Raw genomic sequence first — 13,376 nt, 5'->3', positions numbered from 1 at the left:
AGAGTCTCTTAAAGTTTGCAATGACCCCAAAGTTTTAGTGACCCCATCGAAGTTAGGATGGGGTCATGGCTGAGGGGCTCAGGGAGCGGAAGAAGCGCGAGACGAGACAGCGGATCTCGGACATCGCCACCGGGCTGTTCCTGGAGCACGGCTTCGTGACCGTGACCATCGCGGAGGTGGCGGAGGCCGCCGACGTCTCCGTGAACACCGTCTATAACTACTTCCCGGCGAAGGAGGACCTCTTCTTCGACCGCTCCGCCGGAGTCGTCGAGCAGCTCTCACGCTGGGTGCGCGGCCGGGAGGACGGGGAGTCGGCCGTCCGGGCCGTGCTGCGCGAACTGCGCGCCGACGTCGAGGCGGTCTCGCCCCGGGTGGGCCTCATCGAGGGCTACGACCGCTTCATGCGCTGCATCCAGGAGGCGCCGCCGCTGCGCTCCCGGCTGTGGAGCATGCAGCAGGAGATCCACGACCACCTGGCCTCGACCCTGCGCGAGGAGACCGGCGCGGACGCCGCCGACCCGATGCCGGGGCTGATCGCCGGTCAGATCGCCTGGATCCACCAGGCGGTGTTCGTCCGCATCGGGCAGGAGATGACCGCCGGGCGCAATCCGGGCAAAGTGTCACGAGAGATGCTGGTCCTTCTCGACGACATCGAGGAGCTGTTGAGCGAGAAGGTGCTCAACTACGCCGTCCGTGGCGCGTAATGGCCCGTGCCGGTGTGATGTCCGTCAAGTGAGACGTGACTCGCGTTACTAACCGGTCACACAGTCCCTCACGAGCGCTAAGGTCCGCCGAAGAGCAACCTAAACAGGGTGTAAGGCGTTTCAAAGGGGAGTCGCAACAGTGGCACGGAAGCTTGCCGTCATCGGCGCCGGCTTGATGGGTTCCGGGATCGCTCAGGTCTCCGCTCAGGCGGGCTGGGACGTGGTCCTGCGTGACGTCACCGACGAGGCGTTGAAGCGCGGCACGGACGGCATCAAGGCGTCGTACGACAAGTTCGTCAGCAAGGGCAAGCTGGAGGCGCACGACGCCGACGCCGCCCTGGCCCGTATCACCGCGACCACCGACCTGGACGCCGCCGCAGACGCGGACGTTGTCGTCGAGGCCGTCTTCGAGAAGCTCGAAGTCAAGCACGAGATCTTCCGCGCCCTCGACAAGATCGTGCGCGAGGACGCCGTGCTCGCCTCCAACACCTCCGCCATTCCGATCACCAAGATCGCGGCCGCCACCGAGCGCCCCGAGCGGGTCGTGGGTGTGCACTTCTTCTCGCCGGTCCCGATGATGCAGCTGTGCGAGCTGGTCCGCGGTTACAAGACGAGCGACGAAACCCTCGCCACCGCGCGCGAGTTCGCCGAGTCCGTCGGCAAGACCTGCATCGTCGTCAACCGCGATGTCGCCGGGTTCGTGACGACCCGCCTCATCTCGGCGCTCGTCGTCGAGGCCGCCAAGCTCTACGAGTCGGGCGTCGCCACCGCCGAGGACATCGACCTCGCCTGCAAGCTGGGCTTCGGTCACGCCATGGGCCCCCTCGCCACGGCCGACCTCACCGGCGTCGACATCCTGCTGCACGCCACCAGCAACATCTACACCGAGTCCCAGGACGAGAAGTTCGCCCCGCCGGAGCTGATGCGCCGGATGGTGGACGCGGGTGACATCGGACGCAAGAGCGGGCAAGGCTTCTACAGCTACTGAGCTTTCGTAAAGCACCGCACAGCCCCTGCGCCCATCACGCGATGGGGTGAATTCGGTATCGGTTCGCTTACAGACGGCAACCTCTGACCGCTCAACACAGTCAGAGGTTGCATCACCGGCCACAGCGAAGACTCACAACAAACACAGGCACAGATACAGGCACAGACAACAGGCAACGCATCGCGGAGCACGACGCACGCTTGGGGAGCGCATATGCACATCAGGGGCGACCACGCCGAACTGGTCGTCGGGGGCGTCCTCGACGTCCGCAGCGCGGCGGACGCCCGTACGGTCCTGCACTCGGCCGTCGACGACGGAGTCGGCGATCTGGTGCTCGACCTGTCCGAGCTGGACTCCTGGGACGCCACCGGACTCGGGGTGATCATGGGGGCCCACCGGCGGGCCGGCCGCTGCGGCCGGCGCCTGGTGCTGCGCGGCGTACCGCCGCAGATGCAGCGCCTGCTGGTGGCCACCCGGCTGCACCGGATCCTGGCGATCGAGGGCGGCATCGGGGTGGAGTCCCTGCCTCGGGTGTGACACCCGGCACTGGTGGGGCGGGACAGTCGGACGTTCCGGTTGCGAATCGTACGTCGCGCACAATTCTCACGAGACTGTGATGTCTCGGGCGGCGCGGTACCCCGGGCTGTCGTAGATACTGTGCGAAGGTTTAGGGTTCGGCTGCCCGCTGCCTAGACAAACCCCTTCGAGCGGGCCCGGACCAGAAGCGACAGCGCGGTGTGCAAAGGCCGGGAGGGGCCGCCGACGCACACGAGACGCTTTTGGGGGCTTGAACCGATGGACCCGAACACCCGGGGACCCGAGGAGTACGGCCATGACGGCGACGGCCAGTCGTCCCGCCAGCGCCCGCCCAGGGATCCCCTCACACCCGACTTCGGACAGCACTCGCCCGCACTGGCCCGCACGGTGCAGCTGGTCTCGGGCGACTTCCTGCTCACCGTCAACCCCGTCGACGGCAGCGAGATCGAGGCCTGCCCGCCGGCGGAGCGGCCCTCGCGGCCCGAGAAGCTGACCCCGGCCGAACGCGCCGAAGTCGACCGTGCCGCCAAACCGCCCGTCCCGCCGGGCCCGACCCGTCCCGCCCAGCCGCTGCTGGCCCGCCAGGACGAGCGCGAACAGCTGGTAAGGATGCTGGCCCGCGGCCGCTCCGTACGTCTGGTCGGCTCGCCGGGCGCCGGCCGCACCAGCCTCCTCGACCTCGTCGCCGAGGACTGCGCGGACCTCGCCCCCGACGGAGTGGTCCGCCTCACCGGCTACCGCCGCCCGCCCGCCGATCTGCTGTACGAGCTCTTCTACTCCGTCTACGGCGCACCCCTGCACCGTCCGGATCAGGACGAACTGCTCGGCTTCGTGCGTGAGATCGGCGCGGTCGTCGTCCTGGACGACATCGAGTTCGGCGGCGCCGCGCTCGACGAGCTGCTGGACGCGACCCCGGAGTGCGCGTTCCTGATCGGCGCCACGCCTGACGTTCCCGCGCCGTCCACCGAGTCCGGCATCGAGGAGGTCGCCCTCGGCGGCTTCGAGCGTGCCGACAGCGTGGAGCTGCTGGAGCGCCAGGTCGGCCGGGTCCTCACCGAGGACGAGGCGAACTGGGCGGGCGACCTGTGGTTCGAGTCGGAGGGCCTGCCGCTGCGGTTCGTCCAGGCCGGAGCCCTGCTGCGGCAGCGCGACCGGCTGCGGGCCGGCGCGGACGCCGTCGACGAGTACGGCGTCTTCGAGGACGCGCCGCCGGCCGACGCCCCGTTCGACGCGCCCGTCGACGGGCCGTTCGGCACCGAGAGCGGCGGCGTGGAGACACCCCTGCCGTCGCTCGGCGAGGCGGCAGGGCCCGCTCCGCTGCTCGCCTCGCGGCTCAGCGCCTCGGCCCGCGCCACCCTGAAGTTCGCTGTCGCGCTCGGCGGCGAGGTGCCGCACCAGGCGCATCTGCCGGCCCTGGTCGGCGACACCCACGCGGACGCCGCCCTCGGCGAGCTGGCCGACTGCGGGCTGGTCACTCCGGTCGGCTCCCGCTACCGCCTCGCCGCCGGCGTGCAGGCCCAGCTGGAGGCCGCCGGATACACCGAGGACGTCCGGGAAGGCGCCCTCGCCGCCGCGCAGCACTACGCCTGGTGGGCCGGGCACCCCTCGGTCACACCGGAGCGGGTCGCCGCCGAGGCGGACGCCGTGCTCGCCGCCCTCGCCGTGCTCGTGCCGGGCACCACACCGTCCGCCGAGGGCGAGGAGAGCCCGACCGTGCAACTGGCCCGCACGGCGGCGCCCGCGTTCGCGGCAGGGCTGTACTGGAGTGCCTGGGAGCGGGCCCTGCGGGCCGGCGCCGAGGCCGCGCGCCTGGCCGGTGACGTGACCGAACAGGCCTACTTCCACCACGAGCTGGGCGTCCTCGCGCTCTGCGGCGGCCAGCTGGACCGGGCCCGCGCCGAGCTGGAGACCTCCATCGGCCTGCGCGGCGCCCTCGCCGACAAGCGCGGCACGGTCGCCGGTCGTCGCGCCCTCGCCCTGGTCTCGGACCGCTCCGGTACGACACCGGGAGTGGCCGCGTTCGGCGCGACGGCGGGGGAGGAGGTGCCGGACGCGCGGTACGAGGAGTCGCAGTCGCCGCCCGGCGGCGTGCCGGCCGCTTTCCTGCCCGCCGGTGACGCCACGACGCTGGTCACGCATCGGGCCTCGTCGGTGTCCCCGTCGTCCCCGGCCTCGCACAAGGGCCGCGGCGGCGTCCGGGGATTCGCGCGTCGCAACCTCGTCGCGGCCGGCGCGGGCGCGCTGCTGGTGGCCGTGCTCGGCACGGTGGTGACGCTCGGCGCCACGTCCGACAACGACCCCGACGGCCCGGCCACCCAGGTCGGCCCCAACCCCTCCGCCAGCCAGGGCGTCGGCGACGACAGCCTCGGCGCCGACAAGGCGGAGGGCGACGACGGGGAGGGCTCCAGCGACACGGGCACGCCCACCAGCCGCCCGACCGACCCGGGCCCCGACGGGACGTACGGCACCTCGGACGACCCGACCCCGACCGACGACGAGACGGATCCGTCGGACGACCCGAGCGGGACGCAGGGGCCGGGCGGCGGTCCGTCGAACTCGCCGACCAAGCCGCCGTCGTCGACGTCGAAGCCGCCGACCTCGCCCAAGCCTCCGACGTCGGAACCGCCGACGACCGAGCCCCCTACGTCGGAACCGCCGACGACCGAGCCCCCTACGTCGGAACCGCCGACCAGCGAACCGCCGCCCTCCTCACCCCAGACGTCGGACTCCGCCAGCGGCCCGGCAACCTCCAGTGCCCCCGCGAGCACCACAGCGAGCGCCCCGGAGACGAGTGAGGCGGGTTCGCCCAGCGGCTCGGACTCCGTGATCTAAGGAGCCCTTCAGGACGACAAGAGGCCGGGTCCATCCTCAGGACCCGGCCCTCTTCGTCGTACAACTGCCAAGAACGGCGCGTCAGAACAACCGCAGCTTGTCGTCCTCGATGCCCCGCATCGCGTCGTAGTCCAGCACCTGGCAGCCGATGCCGCGGTCCGTCGCCAGGACCCGGGCCTGCGGCTTGATCTCCTGGGCCGCGAAGATGCCGCGGACCGGCGCGAGATGGGGATCGCGGTTCAACAGCTCCAGATAGCGCGTGAGTTGCTCCACGCCGTCGATCTCGCCGCGCCGCTTGATCTCCACCGCGACCGTCTGGCCCTCGGCGTCCCGGCACAGGATGTCGACCGGGCCGATGGCGGTCATGTACTCGCGGCGGATGAGCGAGTAGCCCTCGCCGAGGGTCTCGATGCGGTCGGCGAGGAGCTCCTGGAGGTGCGCTTCCACGCCGTCCTTGATCAGGCCGGGGTCCACGCCCAGTTCGTGCGAGGAGTCGTGGAGGACTTCCTCCATCGTGATGATCAGCTTCTCGCCCGCTTTGTTGATGACCGTCCAGACGTCCTTCTGCTCGCCGTCACCCTCCTTCAGGGTGCAGGGCGGCGACATCCAGTTCAGGGGCTTGTAGGCCCGGTCGTCCGCGTGGATCGAGACGCTGCCGTCCGCCTTGACCAGGATCAGACGGGGCGCCGAGGGCAGGTGGGCGGTGAGCCGGCCCGCGTAGTCGACGGAGCATCGGGCAATGACGAGACGCATGGTCCGCAACGCTACTCGACGGGCCGGTGTCGACGCGATTCGCCCTGGGGGAGTCCGTAAGACCCCGGACTGCCCCTGTTCATTTCTGGCCGATTGTGCGCCTAACGAGGACTGCCCATGTACGCATTCTCCTGGTGCCGTCACCGTCCGTTGCCTACCGTATTAAACGGGAGGTCGCGAGGCGTGTACGCAGAGTGTTCGGTATCGCGAACTCCCCTATCTGTCCGGCAACCCCCGCTGCTGCGGGGGTGCGAGAGGAGAACCCATGTCGCTCGACGTCTCACCGGCCCTACTCGAACAGGCCGAGCGAGGCGAGGTCGACGAAGCCGCCTTCGTCGACTGCGTCCGGACCTCCCTGCCCTATGCGTGGGAGATGATCAGCTCCCTGGTGGCCCAGCTGAAGGTCGACGGCGGCTCGTTCGCCGACAACCAGACGCCCCCGCCGGACGAGCAGGCACGTGGCCAGCTGCTGCGTGCGCTTGCGAGTGACGCGATACGCGGCGCGCTGCAGCGGCACTTCGGGGTGCGACTGGCCTTCCAGAACTGCCACCGGGTGGCGGTGTTCCCGCTTGACTCCTCGGTCGACGAGAAGCTGACCCGCTTCACCTCGGTCCGCAGTCAGGTGATGAACCAGTCGCCGGAATTCAGGGACTGCTGATGCAGTAGCCGCTTGCTTGCCGCTCCGTACGCGGGAGGTGCAATCAGTACTGGGGCGGCAAGCCCCTTGACGGACCGGGCCGTTGGCCCGCGACCGGGCGATTCAGCCGAGGTGGGGGAGGACTTCGGCGCCCAGTCGCCGTACGTTCTCCTCGGTCGCCGCCAGGTCGCCCGAGCCCTCGACGAGCAGGGCGAAACGGGAGATCCCGGTCCGCTCGCTGGTCGCCGCCAGGCGGTCGGCGCACAGGCGCGGGGTGCCCACCGGGTGCAGTCCGCAGAGCAGTTCGGTGTACGCCAGCGGGTCGCGCATCGCGCGATGGCGGCCGTCCACCGTCACGTGGGCCTCCAGGCCCTGCCGCAGCCAGCCCGGCATCGCCTTCGTCAGCGTTTCCACCGCGTCCGTGCGCCGGTCCGCGATCTGGCAGACGCCGGCCGACACATGGGCCGCGCCGCGGATCTCGTCGGCGGGCCGTCCGGCCGCGCGCGCACACTCCCGCCACAGGGCGACCATCTCGGCCTTCTCCTCGTCGCCCACATGCATCCCGAGCAGCATCGGCAGCCCGCGCTCGGCCGCGAGACGCACACTGTGCGGTGACGTGCACGCGACGACTACCTCGGGGCCCGTGGCATCCGTGAGGCACTCCGACGGCCTGGGCACGACGGGGACCTCGCGGAAGCTGAACTGCTCGCCGGCGGCCGCGACCGACGGTTCGCGCAGCCAGCGCAGCAGCAGATCGAGCGATTCGGGGAACCCCTCCTCGTACGCCTGCAGACCCGAGCCGAACACCTCCAGGTCGACCCAGGGGCCGCCGCGCCCCACCCCCAGCGAGAACCGACCGCCGGAGGCGACGTGCAGCAGCGCGGCCTGCTCGCCGAGGGTCACCGGGTGCGCGGTGGGCAGTACGCTGACCGCCGTGCCGACCCGCAGCCGCCGGGTACGGCCGAGCAGTAAAGCGGCCAGCGTGATCGCGGACGGACAGGTGCCGTACGGCACGAAGTGGTGCTCGGCCAGCCAGACCGTGTCGAGCCCCGCTTCCTCGGCGACCTCGGCGGAGCGGACCGCGCGGTGCAGCGCCTCCCCGTCGCCCTGTCCCGGGAACCGGGCCGCCAACACGAAACTACCTACGTGCATTGCCTTTTCCTGCTTCCTTGGCTCCGACGCGGAGCTCCCCCACCCGGCATAACCGTCTGACACGTGCCGAGGACACGGCTTGACGAAGAGATTTGCGGATTGTCTGCAGAATGCTTCGTCGGAGCGGGGGACTTGTGGGGGTTGGTGCCGTACGACTACCCCTGACCGCGCCGCGTAGGCTGGACACGGCCCCCGCATCCTGTATAGCCCCGTGAGGTGTTCCGTGTCCCCGCGTCGCAATCGACCCAAGGGAGTCGGCTCGTCCGGAAGCAGCGCCGAGGACGACCGTTCCGGCCGTTACGGCGGCTGGCAGTCCACGGAGAGCTGGCAGGGCGAGGACTGGAACGTGCGGCATGTGGCGGGCTCGAGCGCACAGGGCAAGGCGTACAGATGCCCGGGCTGCGACCAGCTGATCCCGGACGGCGTCCCGCATGTCGTCGCCTGGCCGGACCACGGCGGCGTCGACGACCGCCGGCACTGGCACAAGGCGTGCTGGAACGCGAAGGACCGCCGCACCACGCAGGTGCAGCGGTCCCGGAACGCGCCGAGGTTCTGAGCCGGAACTACACGTCCCGCTTCTCCAGCAGCGCGTAGGCGCCGGCGAACGCGGCCGCGGTCACGCCGAGCATGATCCACAGCGGGTCCCAGCCGGACGGGCCGGTGTCGGTGAGGGACTGGGCGTAGAAGACGCTGAACTGGTTCGGGATGGAGTACTCGAACAGGGCCTGCTGAAGGTCCTGCAGGGACTCCGAGAACATGAACAGCGCGATGACCAGCGGGGCCAGCAAGACGCCGATCATGATCGTGATCGCGCCCGCGGAGTGCCGGATGATCGAGCCGACGACCAGCGAGAGCAGGCCGAGCAGCGCGATGTAGAGCGAGATGCCGACCGTGCCCTTCAGCCACTCCTGGGCGCTGGGCTCGCGCGCGTCCAGCATGGCCACGTCGGCGAGGGCGACCAGGACGGCCGACGTCAGCGTCACCACGAACGCGACGACGAAGAACACGATCGCCTTCGCCAGCAGCACCCGGCCACGGGTCGGGCAGGCGGTCATCGTGGTCCGGATCATGCCGGTGCCGTACTCCGAGGCGGTGGTCAGCACGCCGAGCGTGATGATGCAGATGCTGCCGAGCAGCAGCCCGAAGAAGCCGAACGCCAGCGGGCTCTCGCCGCCCAGGCTGCCGTCGGAGGAGTTGGCGGCGACCAGCGCGGCGGTGGCCAGGCCGATGCCGACGACGAGCAGCACGAACACGCCGAGCGTCCAGATCGTGGAGCGCACCGACCGGATCTTCGTCCACTCGGAGGCGAGCGCGTGCCCGAGGTGCGTGCGCACGACGGGGATCGGCGAGGTGTAGGTGGGGTACGACGAGCCGGGCGCCGCCTGCCAGTTCGGTGCGGCGGTCTGCGGCATCGGGGGCTGGGGCGTGCTCATCGGGCGTCCTCGGGCATGGTCGGGGCGGCGGGCGCGGGGGCGGAGGGGGCGACAGGCGGCGCGGGCGGCTGAGCGGGCGCCTGCTGGGGCGCGGGCGCGGCGACGGCCTGCGGGGCGGCGGGCCGGCCTGCAGGCGGCCCCTGAGGCGTCTGGGGCGCCTGCTGGGCGTACGGGTTGGCCGTGCCCGTGCCCGCACCCGGGGCGGTGCCGGGCGCCGCGGGAGCGCCGTAGGGACCGACGGGCGTCTGGCCCGGCTGCATCGGCTGACCCTGCGGCGCGGCGAACGGCTGCCCGCCCTGCTCGGGCGGCGGCGGGGCGTACCAGCCGGGCTGGCCCTGGCCCGGAACCGGCATCGGCGCCTGGGCGCCGGGCGGCAGCGGCTGCTGGAGCCCTGTCTTCTGGTCGACGGTCGAGCGGTAGTCGACCGCGCCCTGCGTCATCCGCATGTATGCCTCCTCCAGCGAGGCCTGGTGCGGCGACAGCTCCCACAGCCGTACGTCGATGTCGTGCGCGACGTCGCTGATGCGGGGGAGCGGCAGCCCGGTCACCCTGAGCCCGCCGTCCTGCTCGGGCAGTACGTGCCCGCCCGCCTCGGTGAGCGCGCCGGCCAGCTTCTCGCGCAGTTGCGGCTCGGTGTCGGGCGTACGGACCCGGGCGAAGCCGGCGGAGTTCGCCGCGATGAAGTCCCTGACGCTCATGTCGGCCAGCAGCTGTCCGCGACCGATGACGATCAGGTGGTCGGCGGTCAGCGCCATCTCGCTCATCAGGTGGGAGGAGACGAAGACGGTGCGGCCCTCGGCGGCCAGCGACTTCATCAGGTTCCGCACCCAGAGGATGCCCTCGGGGTCGAGGCCGTTGACCGGCTCGTCGAACAGCAGCACCTGGGGGTCGCCGAGCAGCGCGGCGGCGATGCCGAGGCGCTGGCCCATGCCGAGCGAGAAGCCCTTGGAGCGCCGCCTGGCCACGTCCTGGAGGCCGACCACGCCCAGTACCTCGTCCACGCGTCGGGGCGGGATGCCGGACAGCTGGGCGAGCGACAGCAGATGGCTGCGGGCGGCCCGGCCGCCGTGCACCGCCTTGGCGTCCAGCAGCGCGCCGACCTGGCGGGGCGCGTTGGGCAGCCTGCGGTACGGGTAGCCGCCGATCGTGACGTGCCCCGCCGTCGGATTGTCCAGGCCGAGGATCATCCGCATCGTCGTCGACTTGCCCGAGCCGTTGGGGCCCAGGAAGCCGGTGACGGCTCCGGGCCGCACCTGGAAGGACAGGTTGTACACAGCGGTCTTGTCGCCGTAGCGCTTTGTCAGGCCGACAGCCTCGATCATGCTCCGCACCCATCGAAAGGTTCAGGACAGCGGGGCACACGCCCCCCGTAAGGGTTAGGAGGATACCGAGGCGCTGACGGTTCCGCTCAAGAGCAAGTAAAACCTCGCGCCGACCGTGACCCTCGGGTGTGCCGACGGTCACCCTCGGACCGCCTAGGCGTCCCGTTTCTTCAGCGTGACGTAACCGCCCGCGAGTGCCGCGATCACCCACAGCACCATGATCCCGAGCCCGCCCCAGGGACCGTACGGCGTCTCGTCGTCGATCGGGGTGACCACCTGCATGATCTTGCTGCCGGCCTGGTCGGGCAGGTAGCGGCCGATCTTCTCGGTGGCCGAGACGTTGCCGAGGATGTTGGAGACCAGGAAGAAGAACGGCATCAGGATGCCCAGCGACAGCATCGGCGAGCGCAGCATCGCGGCGACGCCCATCGAGAACATCGCGATGAGAGCCATGTAGAGCCCGCCGCCGATCACCGCGCGCAGGACGCCCGGGTCGCCGATCTCCGCCCGGTGGTCGCCGAGCATCGCCTGCCCCAGGAAAAAGGTGACGAAGCTGGTGGCCAGGCCGACGACCAGCGCGAGGCCGGTCGCCACCGCGATCTTGCTGGCCAGAAACGTCCCACGCCGGGGCACCGCGGCCAGCGAGGTGCGGATCATGCCGGTGCTGTACTCGTTCGAGACGACGAGCACGCCGAACACGATCAGCGCGAGCTGACCGAGGCTCATCCCCGCGAAGCTGATGAAGGTCGGATCGAAGGAGAGCCTGTCCCGCTCGCTCATGTTGTCGAACTCGTTGTTCGACAGCGCCGAGATCAGCATCCCGAGGGCGACGGTGACGACCACGGCGAGTGACAGCGTCCACACGGTGGAGGCCACGGACCGGATCTTGGTCCATTCGGAGCGGACGACCTGCGTGGCTGCCATGCTCAGCTCCTCCTCCAGTCGTCGCCCCACTGCGGCCCGGGCTCGGGGGGCAGCGGCGCACCGGTGTGCGCGTGGTACTCCACCGACTCCGCGGTCAGTTGCATGAACGCCTCTTCCAGGGAGGCCTGCTGCGGGCTCAGCTCGTGCAGCACGATCCCGTGCCGCGCCGCCAGCTCGCCGATCTGCTCGGCCTTGCTGCCATCCACTTCGAGCGTGCCGTCACCCGTCTGCACCGCCGTGATCCCGGCCGTGGGAAGGACGTCCAGCAGCCGCTCCCGCTGCGGGGTGCGGATCCGCACGTACGACCGTGAGTTGCGCTCGATGAAGTCGGCCATGGACGTGTCGGCCAGCAGCCGCCCCTGACCGATCACGACGAGGTGGTCGGCGGTCAGGGCCATCTCGCTCATCAGGTGACTGGAGACGAACACCGTCCGCCCCTGCGCGGCCAGGGACTTCATCAGGTTCCGGATCCAGTGGATGCCCTCCGGGTCGAGCCCGTTGACCGGCTCGTCGAACATCAGGATCCGTGGATCGCCGAGCAGCGCGCCCGCGATTCCGAGCCGCTGCCCCATGCCCATGGAGAAGCCCTTGGTCTTCTTGCGCGCGACCGCCGTCAGCCCGACCGTGTCCAGCACCTCGCGCACCCGGCTCCGCGGGATGCCGTTGCTCTGGGCGAGGCACAGCAGGTGGTTGTAGGCGCTGCGCCCCCCGTGCCAGGCCTTGGCCTCAAGAAGGGCGCCGATGTACGTCAGCGGGTCCTTGAGCTGGTCGTAGCGCTTGCCGTCGATACGGACACCGCCGGCGGTGGGGTGGTCGAGGCCCAGGATCATCCGCATGGTCGTGGACTTCCCGGCGCCGTTGGGGCCGAGGAACCCGGTGACGATGCCGGGTCTGACGGTGCAGGTGAGGTTGTTGACCGCCACCTTCTCGCCGTACCGCTTTGTCAGCCCCTCGAGCTCGATCATGCCGACCACGCTAAAACGCCGCAAAGCCCCTTGCCACCCGAGTGGCAAGGGGCTTCACAGATGTTCAGACGACGTACGCCGAACGGTTACCGGGTCTGCTGCGCCGGAACACCGCGGGAGATCGGCTCGTCCTCGGCCGGGGTGCCGGCGGCGGCCACCGCGGCGCCCGTGAGGGTCGCCAGCATCTCGCGGACGTTCGTCAGCTGAGCGTTGATGCTGTCGCGGCGGTTGGTGAGAGCCGCGAGCTCGCGCTCGGATTCCGAACGGATCCGGTCGGCCTTGGCGTTGGCGTCGGCCACGATGTCCTCGGCCTGACGCTGAGCCGTCTCCACCGTCTGGCGGGCCCGGCGCTCGGCGTCCGTGCGCAGCTTCTCGGCCTCCAGACGCAGCTGCTCCGCGCGGTGCTCGATCTCCGCGAGGCGCTTCTCCGCCTTCTGCTGACGGGACGCCAGGTCGCGCTCGGACTGCTCGCGGCGCTTGGCGAGGTTCGTCTCGAAGTCGGCGGCGGCCTGCGCGGCCTTGGCGCGGGTCTCCTCGAAGAGAGCGTCGGCCTCCTCGCGCTTGGACTGCGCGTCCTTCTGGGCCTCGGAACGCAGCTGCGAGGCGTCACTCTTGGCCTTCTCGACGATGCGGACGCCCTCGTCCTCCGCCTTGGACTTGCGCTCCGCAGCGAACGATTCTGCGTCGTTGCGGACCTGCTGGGCCGCCGACTCGGCGAGCTCGCGGTGCTGCTCGGCGGCGCGGCGCGCCTCCTCGCGCAGATCCTTGGCCTCCTCCTCGGCGAGGCGGAGGATCTTCTCGACACGCGCGCCGAGGCCGGCGTACGACGGCTCGGCGTCGGTTACCTGGGCCTGGGCGTTCTGCGTCTCGAGGTGGAGCTCCTCGATGCGCTTTTCCAGAGCGGTGATGCGGGCCAGAGCGCTGTCGCGGTCGGAGACGAGCTTCGAGATGCGTTCGTCCACCTGCGCGCGGTCGTACCCACGCCGCACAAGCTCGAAGCCGTAGGGGGAAGTGTCGCTCATGGGGTTCCTGTCGAATGAGACCGGTGAGGTGATAAGTGGAATCCTAGGGGCCGAAGCGGTGTGTCATCGAGCGGATACGTGTTTGATCTGGAGAATGAGACCCCTTT

13 protein-coding genes are annotated in these 13,376 nt (G+C 70.4%); 6 read left to right on the top strand and 7 right to left on the bottom strand.

The genetic code is table 11. The annotated features are described in order from the left end of the window. Window positions 1-65: 65 nt before the first annotated feature. The 4 genes from OHO27_RS12860 (at window position 66) to OHO27_RS12845 (ending at window position 5,061) form a co-directional block, all read left to right on the top strand. Window positions 66-704, top strand: coding sequence for a TetR/AcrR family transcriptional regulator (locus OHO27_RS12860; protein ID WP_328423369.1), 639 nt, complete (start codon window positions 66-68; stop codon window positions 702-704). A 139-nt stretch (window positions 705-843) separates the two neighbouring features. Beyond that, window positions 844-1,692 (top strand): 3-hydroxyacyl-CoA dehydrogenase family protein, encoded by an 849-nt coding sequence (locus tag OHO27_RS12855; RefSeq protein ID WP_328423367.1) that lies wholly within the window; start codon window positions 844-846, stop codon window positions 1,690-1,692. Window positions 1,693-1,905: 213 nt separating this feature from the next. Beyond that, window positions 1,906-2,229 carry an STAS domain-containing protein gene (locus OHO27_RS12850; protein WP_030046661.1) on the top strand — a complete coding sequence of 108 codons (324 nt, stop codon included), beginning with the start codon at window positions 1,906-1,908 and terminating at the stop codon, window positions 2,227-2,229. Between the two features lie 258 nt (window positions 2,230-2,487). Continuing rightward, a complete protein-coding gene (locus tag OHO27_RS12845; RefSeq protein WP_328423364.1) occupies window positions 2,488-5,061 on the top strand; it encodes an ATP-binding protein in 2,574 nt (857 codons plus the stop codon). Window positions 5,062-5,142: 81 nt separating this feature from the next. On the opposite strand, the gene nucS is transcribed toward OHO27_RS12845, so the two are convergent. Then, complete coding sequence (nucS, locus tag OHO27_RS12840; RefSeq protein WP_328423362.1) at window positions 5,143-5,814, bottom strand: endonuclease NucS; 672 nt, start codon at window positions 5,812-5,814, stop codon at window positions 5,143-5,145. 265 nt (window positions 5,815-6,079) lie between these two features. On the opposite strand from nucS, the gene OHO27_RS12835 reads away from it, so the two are divergent. Beyond that, window positions 6,080-6,472 (top strand): SCO5389 family protein, encoded by a 393-nt coding sequence (locus tag OHO27_RS12835; RefSeq protein WP_328423360.1) that lies wholly within the window; start codon window positions 6,080-6,082, stop codon window positions 6,470-6,472. 102 nt (window positions 6,473-6,574) lie between these two features. On the opposite strand, the gene OHO27_RS12830 is transcribed toward OHO27_RS12835, so the two are convergent. Then, on the bottom strand, window positions 6,575-7,603 hold the full coding sequence (locus tag OHO27_RS12830) for an LLM class flavin-dependent oxidoreductase (RefSeq protein WP_328423358.1): 1,029 nt from the start codon (window positions 7,601-7,603) through the stop codon (window positions 6,575-6,577). Window positions 7,604-7,826: 223 nt separating this feature from the next. Here OHO27_RS12830 and OHO27_RS12825 point away from each other — a divergent pair, with 223 nt between their 5' ends. Then, window positions 7,827-8,159 carry an ATP/GTP-binding protein gene (locus OHO27_RS12825; protein WP_328423357.1) on the top strand — a complete coding sequence of 111 codons (333 nt, stop codon included), beginning with the start codon at window positions 7,827-7,829 and terminating at the stop codon, window positions 8,157-8,159. Window positions 8,160-8,166: 7 nt separating this feature from the next. On the opposite strand, the gene OHO27_RS12820 is transcribed toward OHO27_RS12825, so the two are convergent. From OHO27_RS12820 to OHO27_RS12800, 5 genes are all read right to left on the bottom strand, one after another. Next, a complete protein-coding gene (locus tag OHO27_RS12820) occupies window positions 8,167-9,036 on the bottom strand; it encodes an ABC transporter permease subunit (protein WP_328423355.1) in 870 nt (289 codons plus the stop codon). Next, complete coding sequence (locus OHO27_RS12815; RefSeq protein ID WP_328423353.1) at window positions 9,033-10,358, bottom strand: ABC transporter ATP-binding protein; 1,326 nt, start codon at window positions 10,356-10,358, stop codon at window positions 9,033-9,035. Before OHO27_RS12815 ends, OHO27_RS12820 begins: the two co-directional genes overlap by 4 nt. Before the next feature lie 153 nt (window positions 10,359-10,511). Beyond that, on the bottom strand, window positions 10,512-11,282 hold the full coding sequence (locus tag OHO27_RS12810) for an ABC transporter permease (protein WP_328423351.1): 771 nt from the start codon (window positions 11,280-11,282) through the stop codon (window positions 10,512-10,514). 2 nt (window positions 11,283-11,284) lie between these two features. After that, window positions 11,285-12,247, bottom strand: a complete 963-nt coding sequence (locus OHO27_RS12805; RefSeq protein WP_328423349.1) for an ABC transporter ATP-binding protein — start codon at window positions 12,245-12,247, stop codon at window positions 11,285-11,287. A gap of 86 nt (window positions 12,248-12,333) precedes the next feature. After that, window positions 12,334-13,269: a cellulose-binding protein gene (locus OHO27_RS12800; protein WP_328423347.1), complete on the bottom strand. Its 936-nt coding sequence runs from the start codon at window positions 13,267-13,269 to the stop codon at window positions 12,334-12,336. Window positions 13,270-13,376 lie beyond the last annotated feature (107 nt).

This window comes from Streptomyces sp. NBC_00443, assembly GCF_036014175.1.
Lineage (GTDB): Bacteria > Actinomycetota > Actinomycetes > Streptomycetales > Streptomycetaceae > Streptomyces.
The sequence above is the reverse complement of the archived record's forward strand: the minus strand, read 5'-3'. Positions and strand labels throughout refer to the sequence as shown.

Bases quoted from the DNA above. Each gene is read 5' to 3' on its own strand.
- OHO27_RS12820 (WP_328423355.1), bottom strand. From the start codon at position 9,036: ATGAGCACGCCCCAGCCCCCGATGCCGCAGACCGCCGCACCGAACTGG.
- OHO27_RS12850 (WP_030046661.1), top strand. From the start codon at position 1,906: ATGCACATCAGGGGCGACCACGCCGAACTGGTCGTCGGGGGCGTCCTC.
- nucS (WP_328423362.1), bottom strand. From the start codon at position 5,814: ATGCGTCTCGTCATTGCCCGATGCTCCGTCGACTACGCGGGCCGGCTC.
- OHO27_RS12860 (WP_328423369.1), top strand. From the start codon at position 66: ATGGCTGAGGGGCTCAGGGAGCGGAAGAAGCGCGAGACGAGACAGCGG.
- OHO27_RS12835 (WP_328423360.1), top strand. From the start codon at position 6,080: ATGTCGCTCGACGTCTCACCGGCCCTACTCGAACAGGCCGAGCGAGGC.
- OHO27_RS12815 (WP_328423353.1), bottom strand. From the start codon at position 10,358: ATGATCGAGGCTGTCGGCCTGACAAAGCGCTACGGCGACAAGACCGCT.
- OHO27_RS12800 (WP_328423347.1), bottom strand. From the start codon at position 13,269: ATGAGCGACACTTCCCCCTACGGCTTCGAGCTTGTGCGGCGTGGGTAC.
- OHO27_RS12810 (WP_328423351.1), bottom strand. From the start codon at position 11,282: ATGGCAGCCACGCAGGTCGTCCGCTCCGAATGGACCAAGATCCGGTCC.
- OHO27_RS12845 (WP_328423364.1), top strand. From the start codon at position 2,488: ATGGACCCGAACACCCGGGGACCCGAGGAGTACGGCCATGACGGCGAC.
- OHO27_RS12805 (WP_328423349.1), bottom strand. From the start codon at position 12,247: ATGATCGAGCTCGAGGGGCTGACAAAGCGGTACGGCGAGAAGGTGGCG.
- OHO27_RS12830 (WP_328423358.1), bottom strand. From the start codon at position 7,603: ATGCACGTAGGTAGTTTCGTGTTGGCGGCCCGGTTCCCGGGACAGGGC.